Here is a 19,340-nt window from a genome sequence, read left to right on the forward strand (position 1 = left end):
CAAAAATACAAAACCACGCAGTCAATACTGCCATCTATGGGTAAAAGCATAATTAAAATCCCTAAATTTGCGATTTTAACTATCATATTAATCATAAAGATGAATAAGAAAACCTTAATTATCACTTCACTCCTTACGCTCGGAATAATCCAATCGGGTTATAAGCCATGGGAAGAAGGAATGTTCCCATTAAGTGAAATCCATAAACTTGACTTAAAAAAGGCTGGTTTAAAAATTGACCAAAACAACATATATAACCCAAAAGGCACCAGCCTGGTTGATGCACTTGTAAATGTTGGTGGCTGCACTGGATCTTTCGTTTCAAATGAAGGCTTAATCATCACCAACCACCACTGCGCCTTCAGTGCGGTACAACTCGCCAGCACCGCAGAACATGATTACCTGACAAACGGATTTGTTGCCAAAACACATGAACAGGAAATTGAAGCAAAAGGACTAACATGCCGCATAACTGACAGTTATGAAGATGTATCTGATCGCGTTTTAGGAGCTGTAGCACAGATAGAAGATCCTGCCTCCCGATTAAAAATAATCGATGATGTAATGAAAAACATCGTTATCGAAGCAGAAAAGAAAGACCCAAGTATTAAAGCAGAGGTATCCGAAATGTTTATCGGAAAAACCTATGTACTATTCCGCTACAAAACCATTCAGGATGTCAGACTTGTATATGTACCTAACAGACAAATCGGCGAATTTGGAGGCGAAACGGACAATTGGGTATGGCCTCGTCATACCGGAGATTTCTCTTTTATGCGTGCTTACGTAGCACCTGATGGCTCTCCCGCCAAATTCTCTAAAGACAATGTACCTTACACACCTAAAAAATTCTTAAAAGTAAACCCCAAAGGCACTAACGAGGAGGATTTTGTTTTCATCTTAGGATATCCTGGAAAAACATTCCGCCATCGTCCGGCTGCATTTATAGAGTATCAGGAAAAATTTCTACTCCCTTATGTATCCAACCTATATGATTTCCAAAATTCAACAATGGAAACTATTGGCAAAAAGGACAAGACTACTGAAATTAAACTGGCAACACGCATAAAAAGAAACGCTAATGTTTTAAAGAACTATAGAGGCAAACTACAGGGACTAAAAGGGATAGATCTAATTTCAAAAAAGAAAAAGGAAGAAGAAGCCCTTATCCAGTTCATCAACAACAATGTTAATGCTAAAGCAAAATACGGAAACCTGATGTCCGACATAGACAATCTGTATAAACTTATCAATACTGATGCCCAGCGTGATCTTTGGCTTACACAGATTTATACTTCAACAAACCTTTTAACGGTTGCTAAAAACATAAACGCGTTCAAAAACGCTCTTAAAGCTCAGCCCGCAGCTCAAAAGCAAGAGTTTTTTGATCAAAACATCCAAAAACTTAAGCAAACATTATCAAGCACCTACGAATCATATGACATAGACGCAGATAGAAAGATATTCAAAAGAATGCTTGAAGACGCTTCTCGGTTCAGCCCAATCCAAAAGGTAACTGCCGTTAACAAAATCACTAGTAAAGGTGCAAATAGCAATGATGTTATTGATCAATATGTAGAAAGTCTTTTTGAAGTAAGCAAGCTAAAAGAAGTCAATTATGTTTTAAACGTATTACTTCAATCTCCAAAATCTATTTCTACATATAATGATGGACTACTTCTCTTTGAAGATGATATCGCAAAACAAATCAATGAGTTAAAACCTGAAAAAGACCGCAGAGATGGACTATTAAATAAGCTTATGGGCGACTATGTAAACATCAAAGAGAAGTTCTTAAACAAAGACTTCATTCCTGATGCGAACAGCACTCTCAGGTTAACCTACGGCTATGTTAAAGGCTATTGGCCGGCCGATGCCTCATACATGAGGCCATATACCACAATAAAAGGAATACTTGAAAAAGGTGCTACAGGGAATCCTGAATTTGCTTACCCAGAGCAAATCAAAACACTTTGGAACGCCAAAGATTTTGGTCCATATGCAAAGAAAGACCTTAACGACGTCCCAGTTTCCTTTCTTTACAACATGGACACTACTGGCGGAAACTCAGGCTCTCCTATCATGAATGCCTATGGCGAGCTGGTAGGCGTAAATTTTGACCGTGCATTCGGAGCAACAATAAACGATTATGCATGGAACGATAGCTACAGCAGATCAATTGGCGTAGACATCCGTTATGTACTATGGGTTGCTTCAAAAATTGACAAAGCCGATTTTCTTATAAAAGAAATGGGCGTTAAACTTTAATCTACAGACTCGTAAAATAACCATCATAAAAAGTCGCCCGATAAAATGAAAGGCGACTTTTTCTTCCAATACAAAATCAAATTTCTTACTTAATAAATTACAGAAAGCATGAGAGTAATAGCAGAACTTCCACATCCAGAATGCAAGATCACCTTATTTAACATGAACCAAAAATACATCATCAAATTCGAGCAGGGAACCCTCGAACAAAGTTATAAATTGTCAGAACTCGACCTCAGTGGAGGAGGGGCAAACGAGATCTTTCAAATCTTGGATGAAGCCTTTATTGCCACTATAGTTGAACGATTTAAGAGTATGAGAAGTGATTTTTCGGCTGCGTACAATAGACAGCAGTACTAGTACACCAAAGCCAACATAACTAACTGTATTACAGATAAATTGATAAACAAACAGAATATTATTCTGCATTTTACCACCCTCAAACCACCTCAAACATCTGCTTAAATAACCAAAAACTTAAACAAAATACACGTAATAACTCTGTTTTACAGATACTTAAATAACCACACAATATAATATTCTGTGGTTAAAAATCGCCAAATATATGAGAAGTTTAGCAAAAAAATAGCTTTTGAGACTCGCCGCTCTCCAAACAATTAATTGGTGGTATGGAGAATAATGTGAACCTTTGTGAAGATGAAAAATCAAATTAAAGTATATGAGAACTAAAATTAATACTTTGCTGGCATCCGCTCTAATAATTGCAACGGTACTTCTATCTTGCAATAACATTAAAGAATCCATCGAACGTGATCTTTTCATTACCCCTGCCGAGGGCATATCTTTTACGATACCAAAGATCACAAGTACCGAATCCGGAACAATCCTTGGAAACCTCAATGTGAAAAACTTTAATCTCGATTCTTTGATCAATAAAGAATCATCAAAATTCGGATTAGGTAATGTAAAAAACATACGCATCAAAGAATTCAACTTAGAACTTTTGGATGCAGATAGTTTAAATAACATTCAAAACATAGAAAACATAATTGTCAAACTGCAGGCATCCGGACAAGCAGACCAATCAATTGCTACAGTAAACCCTCCAAATACTCGAGCCACTAAACTTAGCATTCCAATAACATCCGGAAGTTCAGATGTCAGAACCTTCCTTACCTCCTCTTCATTCACCTATAATCTTTCAGCTAAATTAAGAACGGCTACTACTAAGGAATTAAAGGCACGCGTTAAAGTAACCTATGCCATTAGGGTTGGTTTATAAAAAATATAGTTATGGTTTAACTTCCCGTTAAGCATCTAGTTGTTTCAAATATTGATTCTTAACCAGAAATTTAGTATATTTGCACAAACGGGATATCATTATACTATTCTCTTAATATTTACTTGCCAATCAAACCTTTTGATTGGGTTTCAATTCCTCCTGGCTACTGGTCCGTTGTCGCCCGAGAATTAATTATATTAAGCCATATTAACAGTAAACAACAATAAGTTTACATGTTTGGCAAACAGGTAAAACCAGAGGAGAGTTATTTTTTAACTAATACATTGAATTTATGGCTAAATCTCAGGCTACCTTCATGAAGAAGCAACTAGAAAAAAACAGACAAAAGAAAAAAGAAGATAAAGAGCAGCGTAAACTTGAACGTCAACAGAATTCCTCTGGTGGTGATCTTGAAAGCATGATGGCCTATGTTAACGAGTGGGGAGAAATTGTATCCACTCCGCCAGAGAAAAAATAATTTAGCCTTTAAAGCTAAAATCTCCAAAAGGATTCTTATTGTTTCAATAAGGGTCTTTTTTTTGCGACATTATTTCATTGTCATCTCACCTTGTGTCCGGGTTGGAAATGGTTCGGTTCAGGTTAGGCAACACCAGGTGTTACACAGGGGTTACATAGGTGTATTACAGGTATGATGCAGGTCTGTACCCCAACGAAAGGGGTCTCATGGGCATCTGATATCCGCGTATCAGAGAAAGAGCTAAGCAAGCTGAACCGAATAATTTAGTTCTGATTCTTCTTCAATAATCTCCCCATTAAAACATACAATGAACCCAAATGAAATGAAAGTTAATAAAAAGGAATAACTTTTGCAAGTAAGCATATGTCAGGTTAATTTATTCAATCCCTCTCAAATGTTTACAGACCAAATATTAATTACCCAAAACAAGTTAACGGTTCATCAGTTATTTAATATTGCAGCTCTGGATTTTCCAGAGATTATTGCCGTGGTTTTTGGCGAAAAGTCCATTACCTACCGTGAATTAAATAACAGAGCTGAGAATTTAGCAAACGTTATTTTAAATCAAGCTTTTGATCAGGAAATTATAGGATTAAGTGCAACCCGCTCTATAGAAATGATTGTTGGATTATTAGCAATCCTAAAAGCAGGAAAAACCTATTTGCCATTAGATTCTAGCTACCCAGAAAACAGGTTATTACAGATTAAAGAAGATTCTGGAGTAAGTACATGTATCTCGTTGTTAAACGAATTCAATGTCTTTACTGACCTTGGGCTTTATCCTATAGCTTCAGATAAATCATACCTTGATACGGTTAACAATGACAATTTCCAACAATCTGAAAATGGATGCATTCTTTATACATCAGGCTCTACCGGAAAACCAAAGGGAGTATGTATCAGTCATAAAAGCTTGATTAATTTTTTACAATGGCAAAATGATCATGCGCTTAATGGCAAAGGCATCAATGCGTTACAGTTTTGCCATCTCAGTTTTGACGCTTCATTTCAAGAAATCTTTGTGCCGTTAACAACAGGCGCTACTCTTTACCTTATTAATGACGATTATAGACTTGATGGCACAAAACTTTTAGATTTTATTATCGCAAACAAGATAAATAAAGCCTTTTTACCTTATGTTACGCTTCAATATTTAACAGAAGCTGCTGTCAAAGAACAGCGATTTCCAGCTAATTTAAAGGAGTTAATAACTGGTGGCGAACTACTTAAAATCACCCCTAATATAAAAGAATTCTTTTCTTCTATTTCCAATTCATGTTTGGTAAATGTGTACGGCCCAACCGAAACAACCATATGGGTAACCGAATTAAAACTTAAAGGTAACCCCAATAATTGGGCATCAATACCCACAATTGGGGAAACAATAGCACAGTCATCTATTTATTTTATTGATGAAAAATTAACCTTTCTTGAAAATGGAGAAATTGGTGAAATATGCATTTCAGGTCCCTGCCTGTCAAATGGATATTTTCATCAGCAAGACCTAACAAGTGAGAAATTCATTGAACTTAACCACTCAACACTTGGACAAATTAAAGTCTATAGAACGGGAGATCTCGGTAGGCTTTTAGACAATGGAGAAATAGAGTTTAAGGGCCGGAAAGATGGGCAAATTAAGATCAGAGGCAACAGGGTTGAACTAGGTGAAATTGAAGTTGCCCTGATGAAAGAAGAAAGCGTTAACCAGGCCGTGGTGATATTGAGAGAAGACTACCCCGGCAGAAAAGCGCTGATAGCCTATTTGACAGGAAATAAGGCCACAGGAGACAGCAATAAGGTTAGATACCATATAAGTAACCTCCTGCCGGATTATATGATCCCATCCGGCTTTGTTTGGCTCGAAGAGCTTCCTAAAACTACCAGTGGAAAAGTAGACAGGAAAGCATTACCAAAACCAGATCTTAAAAGGCCTGAACTAAACACCCTTTATAAAAGCCCAAAAACAAAGCTTGAGAAAGACATTATTGGTCTATTCATCGATATATTCCAATATGATAAAATCGGAATTGACGATAATTTTTTTGAGCTCGGGGGCAATTCGCTTCTTGCTCAAAAAACAGTAGCAGAGTTAAAGTACCAATTCAATTGTCATTTACCTATCACCAGATTATACCAATATCCTACTGCCGCAGGGATGGCCGATTTTCTTGAAAACAAGGCCCCTGAACTGACTACCTTCGTTAAAGAAAGTAAGCATAAAGATACCTCTCATGATATAGCTATAATAGGAATGGCAGGTAGATTTCCAGGGGCCGAAACTATTGACGACTTATGGGATCTACTTATCGAAGGTAAAGAAACCACCAAATTTTTCAGTAATGAAGAACTAGACATCAGCATTCCCGATCGCCTAAAAAATGATAAGGCATATGTTAAAGCGAGAGGGATAATTAAAGATGCGGAAAAATTTGATCCTGCCTTTTTTGGAATTAATCGGAAACTGGCAGATTTGATGGATCCGCAGCAAAGAATATTCTTAGAGATAGCTTGGGAAGTATTGGAAAAAACGGGGCATTTATTTCCTGTTTATTCTAAAAAAGTCGCCATTTATGCAGGTAGTGGAAGTAATACTTATTATGTAAACAATTTATTACAATATCCCGATTTAATAGAAAACGTTGGAAGCCTGCAAGTACTTACAGTAAACGAAAAAGATTATATTGCTTCGAGAACGGCTTATCATTTAAACCTAAAGGGACAGGCTGTTAGTGTAAACTCTGCCTGTTCAACCTCGTTACTTGCGGTGGCAGAAGCGGTAAAAAGCCTGCGTTCCGGTTATTGTGATGCAGCTATCGCTGGGGCCTCCAGCATCACCTCTCCTATTAACAGCGGACACATTTATCAGGAAGGTAGTATGTTGAGTGCTGATGGCCATTGCCGTCCTTTTGACAATGATGCCACAGGAACTGTATTTAGTGACGGTGCCGGTGTTGTTCTCCTCAAAAGATTAACAGACGCCAAACGTGATGGTGATGTTATTTATGGAGTTATTAAGGGTATTGGATTAAACAACGATGGTGCAGAAAAAGGAAGTTTTACAGCTCCCAACACTGAAGGCCAGGCAAATGCAATTAAAGAGGCAATAACAGATGCAGATATTGATGCTTCAGAAATCAGCTATATTGAAACACATGGCACCGGAACCCCAATTGGCGACCCAATTGAATTTGATGGATTGGTTAAAGCTTTTGGTCATCAGAGTAAAACTCAGTTTTGTGCTATAGGATCAATTAAGAGCAATTTCGGTCACCTTACGCAGGCCGCCGGAGTTACGGGCTTAATTAAAGCTTGCCTATCTCTACATCGCAAGAAAATACCCGCTTCTTTGGGATACAAACAGGGAAATAAGAACATCGACTTTCTAAACAGCCCTTTTTATGTTAACAATAGCCTGAGTGATTGGACATCTGAAACTAAAAGAATTGCAGGCGTAAGTTCATTTGGTGTTGGAGGTACAAATGTACATGTGATTGTTGAAGAATATGAAAATCTGGAATCAGAGTCATCAACCGGCAGGCCGTACGACTTAATTACCTGGTCGGCCAAATCAGAGAACAGCAGGGAACAATACGCATCCTCAATATCTAATTATGTAAAAAAGAATAAGAATACTAATCTTGCGGACATTGCTTATACTCTTCAAAAAACAAGGAACGACTTCTCTTATAGAAGATTTGCAGTTGTAAACAACATTGAATCTATTGTCAGCCAACTCAATTTGGAACTACCTAAAACAGGTACCACAAATAATCTTCGCGAAGTGCCTGAAGAAATTGTATTTACATTTCCAGGCCAAGGTGCGCAATACCTAAATATGGCTGCTGATCTATATAAGGACGAGCCAGTAGTTAGAGAAGCTATAGATTGCTGTGCCGAAATTCTTAAGCAATATATAGATCGTGACATTAGAGAGATCATATTTACCAATTCATCTAATGAAGAAGCAGAGCAACTATTAAAACAAACCAGATACACACAACCAGCACTTTTTGTAATTGAATACGCACTTGCCAGGCTGTGGATGAATTGGGGTATCACGCCTACGCTACTTTGCGGGCACAGCATTGGCGAGTATGTTGCAGCACACCTTTCGGGAGTCTTTTCATTAGAGGATGGGTTAAAACTAATTGCAGTTAGGGGGGCAATGGTTAATGCACTTCCTCCAGGATCTATGTTATCCGTAAGAAGCGAGTCAGATCAAATAGCCAGCTTCTTAAGCGAAGGACTATCTATCGCAGCAGTAAACAGCCCGAAACTTTGCGTAATAGCAGGTCCGGAAAATCAAATATTGGAATTCAGCAAACTACTTGATACTAAAGAGATCCCTAACAAACTACTCTTTACCAGCCATGCCTTCCATTCATCTATGATGGATCCAATAGTTGATGATTTTCAAAAAGTAGTTTCTGGAATCGCTCTATCTGCCCCTAAAACTCCAATTATATCAACAGTTACCGGCTCACTGCTAACCGATGAAGAGGCAATAAATCCACAATATTGGGCAAGCCACTTAAGAAACACGGTACAATTTTCTACAGCTATTGATACAATACTTACTTACAATTCTCCAATTTTTCTGGAGGTGGGTCCAGGATCGGTAACTACAACCCTTGTAAGGCAAATTGCTGCACTAAAATCAACTTCTGTAAGGGCTATGCAGAGCCTGGCAAATAATGAGAACGATTATTGCATTCTATTAAACACATTAGGTCAGCTTTGGAATTGTGGCCTGCAACCAAATTGGGATAATTTTTATAACGGTCAGCAAAGATTGTTATTAGATCTTCCAACCTATCAGTTTGATAGAAAGAAGCACTGGGTAGATGCAATTGCAATTAACAAAGTAATACCCGAGGACAACAACTATAAACCAAACAACAACAACACTCTTGTAATGAAAAAAAATAACCTGGCAATAAAAATCAGACAAGTATTAGAAGATGCATCTGGAATTGAAATGCAAAATGTTGCCGCCAATCAAAACTTCGTTGAAATAGGATTAGATTCTTTATTACTTACTCAAATCGCAATCTCTTTGAAAAGAGAGTTTAATTTGCCTGTTACATTTAGGAAATTAAATGAAGAATATCCAACTATTGAATCGTTGACTGATTACATAGATAAAAACACCGTTCAGGAAACCCCTGCTCCAATACAAAACAATACGCCAGTTCTTAATGGAAGTAATCATCAGGTTGTTGCACCTGTTTCATTTGGAAACGCTAACGACTACAACAATTCCGCACTGGGACTTATCGCTCAGCAGTTAGAAATCTTATCTAAACAGGTTTTGCTAATGAATGGGAATAATTCTATAGCGCCCCCTACTGCAATAGAATCACCAAAGCCTAAACAACAAGAAGAATCTGAACTGACCCTTCAAGAAAAATCTGAAATTCAAAAACCGTTTGGAGCTACGCCCAAAATAGATCGGCAATCAACAGAACTCAATATAAATCAGTTGAGCTTTCTCAAAAACTTAATCGAAAGTTATAATCAGAGAACATTTAAAAGCAAAAAATATGCAGAGGAAAGCCGGAATTACATGGCCGACCCAAGGGTTGTTTCTGGCTTTAAACCCTTAACAAAAGAGCTCATATACCCTATTGTAATAAATAAATCGAGTGGTAGTAAAATGTGGGATCTGGACGGTAATGAATACATTGATGTATTGAATGGGTTTGGTTCCAACTTACTTGGTTACCAACCAGATGTTATCAAAAAAGCAATGCACGATCAAATTGAAAGCGGATATGAGGTGGGCCCACAGCACGAGCTTGCAGCCGAAGTGAGTAAATTAGTATGTGAATTTACCGGATTTGATAGATCAGCGCTTTGCAGCACTGGATCTGAAGCAGTACTCGGCTGTATTAGAATTGCCAGAACCGTTACAGGCAGATCGTTGATTGTCGCCTTTACAGGATCATATCATGGTATTATTGACGAGGTATTGGTTAGGGGAACCAAGAAATTAAAATCATTTCCGGCAGCGGCCGGCATAATGCCCGATGCAGTTAAAAATATACTTGTGCTCGATTACGGAACAGAAGAAGCTTTGGCTATAATTAAAGAGAGAGCAGATGAGATCGCTGCAGTCCTTATTGAGCCGATACAAAGCAGACGTCCCGAGTTTGTACCAATAGATTTTGTTAAAGAAGTAAGAAAAATCACCTCTGCCAGCGGATCAGCTTTAATATTTGATGAGGTAATCACGGGTTTCAGGATGCATCCTGGCGGTGCACAGGCCTTGTTTAATGTCCGTGCAGACCTTGCGTCTTACGGCAAGGTTGTTGGCGCAGGTATTCCTATTGGGGTGATTGCCGGAAAAAAAGAATTTATGGATGCGCTTGATGGAGGCACCTGGAATTATGGAGATGGTTCATATCCAGAAGTAGGTGTAACTTACTTTGCAGGAACATTTGTTCGTCACCCTTTAGCTTTGGCTTCCGCAAAAGCATCTTTAATATACATGAAAGAAAAGGGACCAAAATTACAACAAGAGCTAAATGAAAAAGGAAACTATATTGCTAAAACACTTAATAAGGAAATAGAAAAAAGACAGCTGCCTTTCTTTATTGCCAATTACGGATCCTTATGGAAGGTTAAATTCCACGAGGAAATTCCTTATAGCGAATTGATGTTTACCTTAATGAGGCAAAAGGGCATTCATATACTTGATGGTTTCCCATGTTTCGTAACAGAAGCAACCTCGCATGCTGATATTGAACAATTGATTAATTGCTTTATAGAGAGTATGGATGAAATGATTAATGCCGGTTTCTTTTTGAACAGAGCTGTTACTGAGACCAATTCAAAAAAATATTCAAAATTCAGCACAGATAAAATCGTGATCAATTCCGATAATCCTCCTGTAAGAGGTGCCAGACTGGGAAAGGATGTTGAAGGAAATCCGGCATGGTTCATTAAAGATGAACAGAATAAAGATCAGTATTTACAGATACGTTTCTAACGCCGTTACTAATGAATAAAGATTTTGAATATGTTGCTGTAGATTTTAATCCTTTCGGTGAAAATGAGATTGAAAAAGTAACAATTACTAATGAACCGCAAAGAGAACTATGGCTATCCTGTATTTTAGGTGGTGATGAAGCTAGTCTGGCCTATAATGAGTCTGTTTCTCTTGAGTTAAGAGGTGTTTTTTATCAGGAGGCATTTAAAAAAGCCATCGATAGCTTAATTGCCAGACACGAAGCATTAAGATCTACTGTCAGTAAAAATGGAGAAAACTTAATAATATATAAAGAACTCTCGTTTTCAATAATTACGGATGATTTAACCGGTATTGACTTAGATAGAAGATTGAACAATTTTCATGAGTTTGTCCAAAAGGAAATGGCTACTCCTTTTGATCTTTATGAAGGTCCATTATTTAGAATATACCTACACAAGATTGAAGAAAATGTTCATTACTTTACGCTTATAATACACCACATTATTGGCGATGGCTGGTCAATTGGAATTATTCTGGAAGACTTAAGTAAAATGTATAATTCCTATGTACATGACACTTTTCCTCAATTAGAACCTGCAGAACAAATCAGTGATTATACCTTACAACAGATTAACTTTACAAATAGCAGTGAATATATTGAAACCCAGAATTTCTGGATCAATAAGTATAAGAATAGTGTTCCTACACTTAATTTACCAATAGATTACACACGGCCTTCAGTTCGGACTTATACTGGTCAACGAAATGATTACATTCTGAAAAATGATCTATTGAATCCAATAAAGTCGTTATCAGCAAAAGCAGGTAGCAGTGTAGTTATTACTCTTCTAAGTGTATTTGAAATCTTGTTACATCACCGAACAGGGCAACAAGATATTGTTATTGGTCTTCCATCATCCGGACAGGCTGCAACAGGGAATTTTGGACTGGTTGGCCATTGTGTAAATTTACTGCCACTTGACAGCAAAGTTGATCCGAAATCGTCTTTCTTAGATTATTTAAAAAGAAGAAAGGGCGAAGTGTATGACGCTTACGATTTCCAAAGACTAACTTTTAGTGAATTGCTCAAAAAGTTACCCATTAAGAGGGATAAAGCTCACATACCACTGGTTCCTATTGTTTTTAACATAGACATGGGTATGGATGAAAAAGTATCATTTGATGGTTTAACTCATAGACTTTTTTCCAACGCAAGAGTAGCCCAAACCTTCGAAATTTCGTTAAATGTTACCGGCTCTAAAAACGCAATGACATTTGAATGGGCGTACAATACAAATCTATTCAGATCCGATACCATCGACAGTATGATGTCGGAATTTGAGTCTTTATTAAAAACCGTAACAGATAATCCTGAAGTACTAATCAAAGACTCATTAATAAACAAGAATCCGTTTCCCACCACAATAAATCAGACTCTAATTGCCGACAGAACAATTCTAGACCTATTTAATCAAAGAGTTCTTGACAGCCCAGATAGTAATGCTGTAGTCTATGAGGGTAAAAAATTAACTTACAATCAGTTAAACGAAAAGTCTAATCAACTGGCAAACCATTTAATCAGCAAAGGAGTCAAAACAGAAACACTCGTGGCAATTTGCATAAAACCATCTCTAGAGACAATAATTGGAATAATCGGAATTCTAAAGGCTGGGGCAGCTTATATTCCAATTGATCCTGAATTCCCGGAGCAAAGAATTAGCTATATGATTTCTGAATCGACAGCAAGCATGTTGATATGCGACACTGAAACGATAAAACGAATTAAGGAAGCAGGCAATCGAGAACTTATTTGCCTGGACGATAGTGAAAGCCAGATCTGGCATACTAGCAAATCCAACCCTACCATCAAAATATTTCCTGAAAATCTGATCTATGTTATTTACACCTCTGGCTCAACCGGAAACCCGAAAGGAGTTATGATTGAGCATGGATCAATAATGGATTATTTTGAAGGATTAAATTCAAAATTAAATACACTAAAAGACTGTAAAAGTTTTGCACTTGGGTCTACAATAGCAACAGATCTAGGCAATACGATTCTCTTCAATTCCTTAATATCAGGTGGAGAATTACACTTATTTGCTAAAGACAGGTTCAACAATCCTGAGTACATACATCAATATTTTAATAATTATAACATCGATTGTTTAAAGATCGTTCCTTCGCACTGGAGGTTTTTGAGGCATCAGGGAAACTTACTTTTGCCTTCTAAACTACTAATGTTCGGAGGAGAATCATTGCCTGGCGAGTATATTAAAGAAATTCGAAGGACCAATAGTGAATGCGTGGTTGTAAATCATTACGGACCTACTGAAACTACAATAGGTAAGCTAATACATGTAGTAGATAAAAATGCAGATTATCCTGCATCAGCTCCCATTGGTAAACCTTTTGGAAATACCATCCTTCATGTCCTCAATAAAGATTCAAATTATTGCGCAATTGGCGTTCCGGGAGAACTGTATATTGGAGGCTTCGGAGTAGCAAGGGGTTATTTAAACAACCCTGAATTGACTAGTAAAATGTTCACAGATCGCTATGCTGAAGGAATAGAAACCCGGTTTTATAAAACTGGCGATTTAGTACGATGGTTAGCTAATGGAGATATCGAATTCTTAGGCCGTATAGATGATCAGGTTAAAATCAGAGGCAACAGAATAGAACTTGGTGAGATACAAAATGCATTGCTTAAATGTAAAGACATACAGCAATGTGCCATAATTGTAGATGAAGACACTAATCAAGAAAAAAGACTGGTAGCCTATGTTGTAGTTGATTCTATTTTTAATAAGGATGCGATAATAAATCATTTAAAATTGACGCTTCCGGAGTTTATGGTTCCAAGGATTTTAATTCAGATAGATAAAATCCCCTTAACTGCGAATGGAAAATTAGATAGAAAATCACTTCCAAAAGCGGCAATGAACCCGATCACAGAAAATGGTTATGTTGCCCCTGGAACCGCTGAGCAAAATCTACTTACAGAAATATGGATTTCCAATCTGGGGATTAACAAAATAGGAATTACTGACGATTTCTTTGAGTTAGGAGGCCACTCTTTAATTGCGGTTAAAGTAATGGGCGCAATAGAAAAGAAAACAGGTCTCCGTCTACCCTTATCCAGCTTATTTGAAAACCCAACAATTGAAACACTTGCTAAGCTCTTAACCCCCGAAGATAAATTAAATTGGGACTCTCTGGTTCCATTAAAAACAAGCGGAAATAAACCTCCAATATATCTTGTTCATGGTGGAGGCTTAAATGTTTTCGTATTCAAATCTATCTCTGGATTTATGGATGAAGATCAGCCGGTTTACGCACTTCAAGGTCTGGGCTTAAACGGTGATAGAGAAATTCCTGACACAATTGAAGAAATTGCCGCTAAATATAATGCTGAGATTCTAGAATCAAATCCGGAAGGGCCATATTTAATTGCCGGGTATTCTATGGGAGGAAAAATAGCCTACGAGATGGCCAAACAATTACTTGAAAAGGGTAAAGAGATAAAAATGCTTGGAATATTTGACACTTATGCCGGGTCATCTGCAACCGGTATAGAAAAGGTCAAAGAGAAAATAGTTCGTCAGTTAAAAAAGGGTCCTTTTATAGCTAAATTATTCTTGGATAATCCTATGCAGACTCTATCCTACCAATTGCGAATATCTAAAAGAAAACTAAAACCTATTTTCTTAAAAAACAAGGAGATAGATAAAGAAGTTTTCACATATAAAAGAGAGGTTTATGAAAGCTACGAAATGGCTTACAAAAAATATCAACTACAGCCTGTAGATCTTAAAATAGATCTGTTTAGAGTAGAAAAAAGAATTTATTTTCTAGACGACCGTGTATACTTAGGCTGGCGGAAGTATGGCAAAAAAGGTATAGATATCCACTCTGTTCCAGGCGATCACAAAACATTTTTAGCTTCACCCAACGATCAAAAGCTAGCAAAAGTTCTGCAAAGAGTAATTAACACTAAGGTTTAAAATTATGGAGCTATTAAATATTAATAACGATGTAAAGTGGACCGCTGCAAAAAAGGACGTTGCATTCGATAAGAGCGCAATTAATATATTTCGAATAAATGTAAACGAATATTTCAATCAAATCAGCAATGTGTATGAGTCTAATCTCTCATACACAGAACTTGAAAAGGCCTTTCGTTTCTTCAAAGAAAGTGACCGAAAAAGATACATCGTTTCTAAATATGCCTTGAGAAATATTTTATCATATTTTCTTTTAGTATCACCAGCAAAAATATCTATCTATAAATCCGAGAACAAGAAACCAGCAGTTAGTGGTATTGAATTTAATGTAACCCATAGTAAAAGCTACATTCTCATTGGTGTAAGCCCATTTAAAATAGGAATTGATATTGAACATATAGACCATCATTTCAATTATCACGATATTACCACTTCTAGTTTTAGCCCAGAGGAACTACAACTAATAAGCAATCAAAATACAAGCGCCAACTTCTATTCCATATGGACAAGAAAAGAGGCTGTACTCAAAGCTTCCGGAGAGGGTTTAATAGACAATATGAATGAGCTTAACAGTTTGAACAGTTCAATTACCAGAAAACAAGTTAAATACTACCTCCAAAGTTTTATGCCAGATAAAGAATATGCAGGCTGTATTGCGTTTGAAGAACCTGAGGCCACACTAAATTACTGGGATTACCAATAAGATCAGATCTATTTTCTTTTTGATTTCTCCCAGGCGGCACTTTGGCTCTTTTTAAAATACCTGATTATTCCAGCTATTACGGCATAATTCATCAAACAAAAATAATAAGGTACAAAAAGCGCCTTTATGCGTATATTTTTACTCTCAAAAATGTATCCGAGTATACTTAAAGTATAAAATAAAATCTGTAAAATAAATATCGTTTTATAGAACAAAGAATCATAATGATACACGATAAGACCATTTACAACAAACAGAGCAATTAGTAAAAATGGAGTTATAGTCCACCTCAACACACGATGACTGATGTATTGAAATGTAAATACCGGATTATTAAAGGGATTTGCAGCTTTTTTTAAACGGAAGATAGACTGTATGCCACCTGCCGCAATCCTTATTTTTCGTTTTAACTCCTCCGCGGTATTAGCAGAGGCCGTTTCCATAGCATAAGCTTTTGGCTCATAGGCTATGATATACCTTTTTTCAGCTATCCTCATCGCAATCATATGGTCGTCAATGATAGTATCTGATTCAACATTTTCGTAAAGCCTGGTTCTTATGCTGAATAATTCTCCTGCAGCTCCTACATTTGAATACAATTCATAATCCCATTTTTTCAACAACGATTCATACTTCCAATAAAAGCCTTCACCCGCAGAGCTTGCATCAGCAGTCTGATCCACAAAAATTCGTTTTTCTCCTGCTACTGCACCAACTTTATGATTCCTATAATGCTTAACCAATTCCTTAATCGCTTCATCATTTAGAAATGTATTTGCATCCGTAAAAATCAATATTTCGCCCTCAACAAATGGCATTGCTCTTTTAATAGCAGCCATCTTTCCCGCTCTCGAATCTTCATGTAATACCAATACATCATTAAATCTGTTAAGTTTTTCCGTAGTACTATCCGTGGAGCCATCGGTTACAAAAATAATCTGCTTTTTTTCCTGTGGGTAATCCAATCTTAAAGTATTTTCCACTTTAGCATCAACAATATCTTCTTCGTTATAAGCAGCTACAAGTATGGTTACGCTGGGAAACTCCAGATTAGCATCAAATGAAGCTGGGGTATAGAATAGTCTCTTTATTTTTATAAGTAAAAATAAAACAAACCCATACCCAATAAAGGTGTAAAGAATAACAAAAAGAGAAACCCAAAAAGCTATTATCATTTCCCTTAAATTTTAAATCCTAATTTACTACTGCTTTTTGAATTCGTAAGATTCCAAAACACACCCTTAAAAACCCACTTAACTAGATTCAATCTTTTTTTGAAGATATAAGATATAATCTGCTTTGGACATGCAAAACAAATGTAATAGATGCTAAAGATAATTGTATTTAATAAAGATGTATTTCTTCTAATATATAGCATCCTATTTCTAGTCATAAAGTATGTCTTAATTTTACTTTCCTTACCTACACTCATCGATTCCTTATGGTAAATTGTCGATTTGCCGGTGAACCATATTTTTTTACCTATTTTCTTAAACTTATCACACCAATCTAGTTCTTCATAGTAAAGAAAAAAATCTTCAGACATTAAACCTGCAAGCTCAAGATCCTTTTTCCTGCACATCATTGCTGCCCCATGGCAATAACCGGTTTCTCTGCTATCCAAATTGTATTGCCCGCAATCAACCTCCTTATTCCCTATCCCCCTGTTTCTGCCTGTTAAATAATTCATTTCCGTAAAACCCGCGTATTGAATAATTTTCGGGTCCTCATAATACAAGATTAATGGCGAAATCAACCCAATATCCGGACGCAGCTCCATTTCATTTAAAAGAACCGGAATCATATTTTCAGTTATTTCCGTATCATTATTTAGCAGTAAAATATACTCGCCTTTAGCAGCTCGTATTCCTAAATTGTTGCCACCGGCAAATCCCAGGTTTTTATCCGACCTTATATATACTACGTCAGGATATATGTTTTTAAAATAAGCTTCATTGTCATTACTACTCCCATTATCAACCAATATAAGCTCAATGTCTTCGTTCGGGGCATTGAGCAACACAGATCTTAAAAAATCCTCAGTTACCCTAATTTGATTAAAATTTACAGTAATTATGGTAATTCGACTCATTTTGCCTCTATAAAAATTGGGGTCTCTGTTACTTCCACTTCCAACAGCCCATTTTTAGTCGCTACCTCCTTGGTTATCATCTTATCAGAACCAGGATTCAACTGATGTATTAAAGCTTTTTTTGCCCGATTTAAATCTAACAAATATTTCTCCTTTCTATCTATTTCATCAGGAACAACCAAAACATACATTCTTTTTTGCCCATTCTGGTAAATATCAACTACTGGATCCTCATTAATAGAATTGAAATAATAGTAGTCGCCCATTAGGTTAGTAACCTGATGAATATAATCTGCAGCAGGCCTCCTTTTTTTACTTTTTTCTACAAGTCCTGAATATCCAAATGAAGTTCCGGGATCGGTCCCTGGATCATTGTTATCATATAATTGGTAATAAAACACCTTATCAATTCCTAATCTGGCATACAATAAACCTAAACGGAGCAACCAATCTGCCTGGGTAATAAGATTAGACTTTGATCCTATCGGAATAGCTCTTTGAACACTTTTTTCACTTATGTCATATCCGGTTTCAGTAGACCATACTGGCATGTTTCCTAGTTTTGACGATAAATCAGTGAAACTTTTCGCAATTTTAGTCATTTCATTAGTTTCAGGAGCAACTCCTCTCTTTTTACTTTTGAACCTTGCAAACCATCCTGTATAATCATTAGAATACATATGATAATTTATAACATCAAAACATAAATCAACCTCACCATTCTTTTTATATCCCCTATTCTTTTTACACCACTCAACCATCCGCTCTACAAACTCTACATTTGGTTTTGCTAACCCTCCCATAACAACATTCATAGTAGAATCGGCTGTTTTAACTCCTACACCTTTTCCTAATTTGCCTTTGTGGCCATCGTAAAATGCTGAAAGCTGAGCTGCATATTCTTCAGGACTTTGTTCACAATCTTTACCTTTCCACCATTTATCAGGCTCGTTACTACTTTCTATGTATTTTATATAGCCTAAACCTATAATTGGTTCATGAGATTCCTTAGGAACTTTTATCAGGTTTTTATTGATTTTCTTATTTTGTCCGTATCTGGCGGCAAACTGAAAGCCGGCCTTTCCAATTTCTATGTATGATAATGGTGCATCTCTTTTGTCTCCGAATTTTATTGGCATCAAATCTCGCTGACGCCTGTGTTCAGGGTACGTATTTATTAGCCAGCTGGGTGTAACCTGTAAATCTACTACCACCAACATACTATCTTTAAAACACTTTTGATAAATTTCATCATAACTCCATCCGCCCTCGGGCTTATGGTTAAATCTAAAAACATCTTTTTCAGGTTCAATCCTTTCCCAATCCAAAAAATGTCTAAATCCATTAAAATTGGTTATCAGATTATATTTTGTGGTATCAAAATTATATTGCAGATCATAAAAATCCCATTCAAAGCCATTAATACCAAACATATCCTTAATCTTGATATGCTTATCCCTAAGCGGGCCAACTTCTACATACTCCTTCCTATCGGGGGTACAGCAAGTAAAAAAAACGATAAATGTTATTAAAATGCTATTAATAATTTGGTTTGTTTTTTTCATCTTTTTAATAT

The 19,340-nt window shown here is 36.6% G+C and carries 10 protein-coding genes; 7 read left to right on the plus strand and 3 right to left on the minus strand.

What is annotated here, in order from left to right; all coding sequences use genetic code 11:
* The first annotated feature begins 99 nt into the window (after positions 1-99).
* The 7 genes from HQN86_RS23005 to HQN86_RS23035 all read left to right on the plus strand — a co-directional run bounded on the left by HQN86_RS23005 (position 100) and on the right by HQN86_RS23035 (position 15,672).
* On the plus strand, positions 100-2,268 hold the full coding sequence (locus HQN86_RS23005; RefSeq protein ID WP_172663202.1) for a S46 family peptidase: 2,169 nt from the start codon (positions 100-102) through the stop codon (positions 2,266-2,268).
* Between the two features lie 108 nt (positions 2,269-2,376).
* The gene (locus HQN86_RS23010; protein ID WP_172663203.1) at positions 2,377-2,628 is read left to right on the plus strand and encodes a hypothetical protein; all 252 of its coding nucleotides are present in this window, start codon (positions 2,377-2,379) and stop codon (positions 2,626-2,628) included.
* 319 nt (positions 2,629-2,947) lie between these two features.
* Positions 2,948-3,511, plus strand: a complete 564-nt coding sequence (locus HQN86_RS23015) for a hypothetical protein (protein ID WP_172663204.1) — start codon at positions 2,948-2,950, stop codon at positions 3,509-3,511.
* 316 nt (positions 3,512-3,827) lie between these two features.
* The gene (locus HQN86_RS23020; RefSeq protein WP_232325457.1) at positions 3,828-3,989 is read left to right on the plus strand and encodes a hypothetical protein; all 162 of its coding nucleotides are present in this window, start codon (positions 3,828-3,830) and stop codon (positions 3,987-3,989) included.
* A gap of 394 nt (positions 3,990-4,383) precedes the next feature.
* The gene (locus HQN86_RS23025) at positions 4,384-10,980 is read left to right on the plus strand and encodes a polyketide synthase (RefSeq protein WP_172663205.1); all 6,597 of its coding nucleotides are present in this window, start codon (positions 4,384-4,386) and stop codon (positions 10,978-10,980) included.
* 11 nt (positions 10,981-10,991) lie between these two features.
* A complete protein-coding gene (locus HQN86_RS23030) occupies positions 10,992-14,969 on the plus strand; it encodes a non-ribosomal peptide synthetase (RefSeq protein WP_172663206.1) in 3,978 nt (1,325 codons plus the stop codon).
* Between the two features lie 4 nt (positions 14,970-14,973).
* Positions 14,974-15,672: a 4'-phosphopantetheinyl transferase family protein gene (locus HQN86_RS23035; RefSeq protein ID WP_172663207.1), complete on the plus strand. Its 699-nt coding sequence runs from the start codon at positions 14,974-14,976 to the stop codon at positions 15,670-15,672.
* 8 nt (positions 15,673-15,680) lie between these two features.
* Here the strand turns inward: HQN86_RS23035 and HQN86_RS23040 are convergent, their stop codons facing one another.
* Genes HQN86_RS23040 through HQN86_RS23050 form a run of 3 tightly spaced genes read right to left on the minus strand, consistent with a single transcriptional unit; the run spans position 15,681 to position 19,329 of the window.
* Positions 15,681-16,847 (minus strand): glycosyltransferase family 2 protein, encoded by a 1,167-nt coding sequence (locus HQN86_RS23040; RefSeq protein ID WP_172663208.1) that lies wholly within the window; start codon positions 16,845-16,847, stop codon positions 15,681-15,683.
* 5 nt (positions 16,848-16,852) lie between these two features.
* Positions 16,853-17,764: a glycosyltransferase family 2 protein gene (locus HQN86_RS23045; protein ID WP_172663209.1), complete on the minus strand. Its 912-nt coding sequence runs from the start codon at positions 17,762-17,764 to the stop codon at positions 16,853-16,855.
* Positions 17,761-19,329 carry a hypothetical protein gene (locus HQN86_RS23050; protein WP_172663210.1) on the minus strand — a complete coding sequence of 523 codons (1,569 nt, stop codon included), beginning with the start codon at positions 19,327-19,329 and terminating at the stop codon, positions 17,761-17,763. Before HQN86_RS23050 ends, HQN86_RS23045 begins: the two co-directional genes overlap by 4 nt.
* Between the last annotated feature and the right edge of the window lie 11 nt (positions 19,330-19,340).

The sequence above is a fragment of the Pedobacter panaciterrae genome (genome assembly GCF_013204795.1).
In the GTDB taxonomy this organism is placed as follows: Bacteria; Bacteroidota; Bacteroidia; order Sphingobacteriales; family Sphingobacteriaceae; genus Pedobacter; species Pedobacter panaciterrae.

Coding starts and splice junctions, on each gene's coding strand:
- HQN86_RS23025 (WP_172663205.1), top strand. CDS start 4,384: ATGTTTACAGACCAAATATTAATTACCCAAAACAAGTTAACGGTTCAT.
- HQN86_RS23045 (WP_172663209.1), bottom strand. CDS start 17,764: ATGAGTCGAATTACCATAATTACTGTAAATTTTAATCAAATTAGGGTA.
- HQN86_RS23010 (WP_172663203.1), top strand. CDS start 2,377: ATGAGAGTAATAGCAGAACTTCCACATCCAGAATGCAAGATCACCTTA.
- HQN86_RS23030 (WP_172663206.1), top strand. CDS start 10,992: ATGAATAAAGATTTTGAATATGTTGCTGTAGATTTTAATCCTTTCGGT.
- HQN86_RS23035 (WP_172663207.1), top strand. CDS start 14,974: ATGGAGCTATTAAATATTAATAACGATGTAAAGTGGACCGCTGCAAAA.
- HQN86_RS23040 (WP_172663208.1), bottom strand. CDS start 16,847: ATGATAATAGCTTTTTGGGTTTCTCTTTTTGTTATTCTTTACACCTTT.
- HQN86_RS23020 (WP_232325457.1), top strand. CDS start 3,828: ATGAAGAAGCAACTAGAAAAAAACAGACAAAAGAAAAAAGAAGATAAA.
- HQN86_RS23015 (WP_172663204.1), top strand. CDS start 2,948: ATGAGAACTAAAATTAATACTTTGCTGGCATCCGCTCTAATAATTGCA.
- HQN86_RS23005 (WP_172663202.1), top strand. CDS start 100: ATGAATAAGAAAACCTTAATTATCACTTCACTCCTTACGCTCGGAATA.
- HQN86_RS23050 (WP_172663210.1), bottom strand. CDS start 19,329: ATGAAAAAAACAAACCAAATTATTAATAGCATTTTAATAACATTTATC.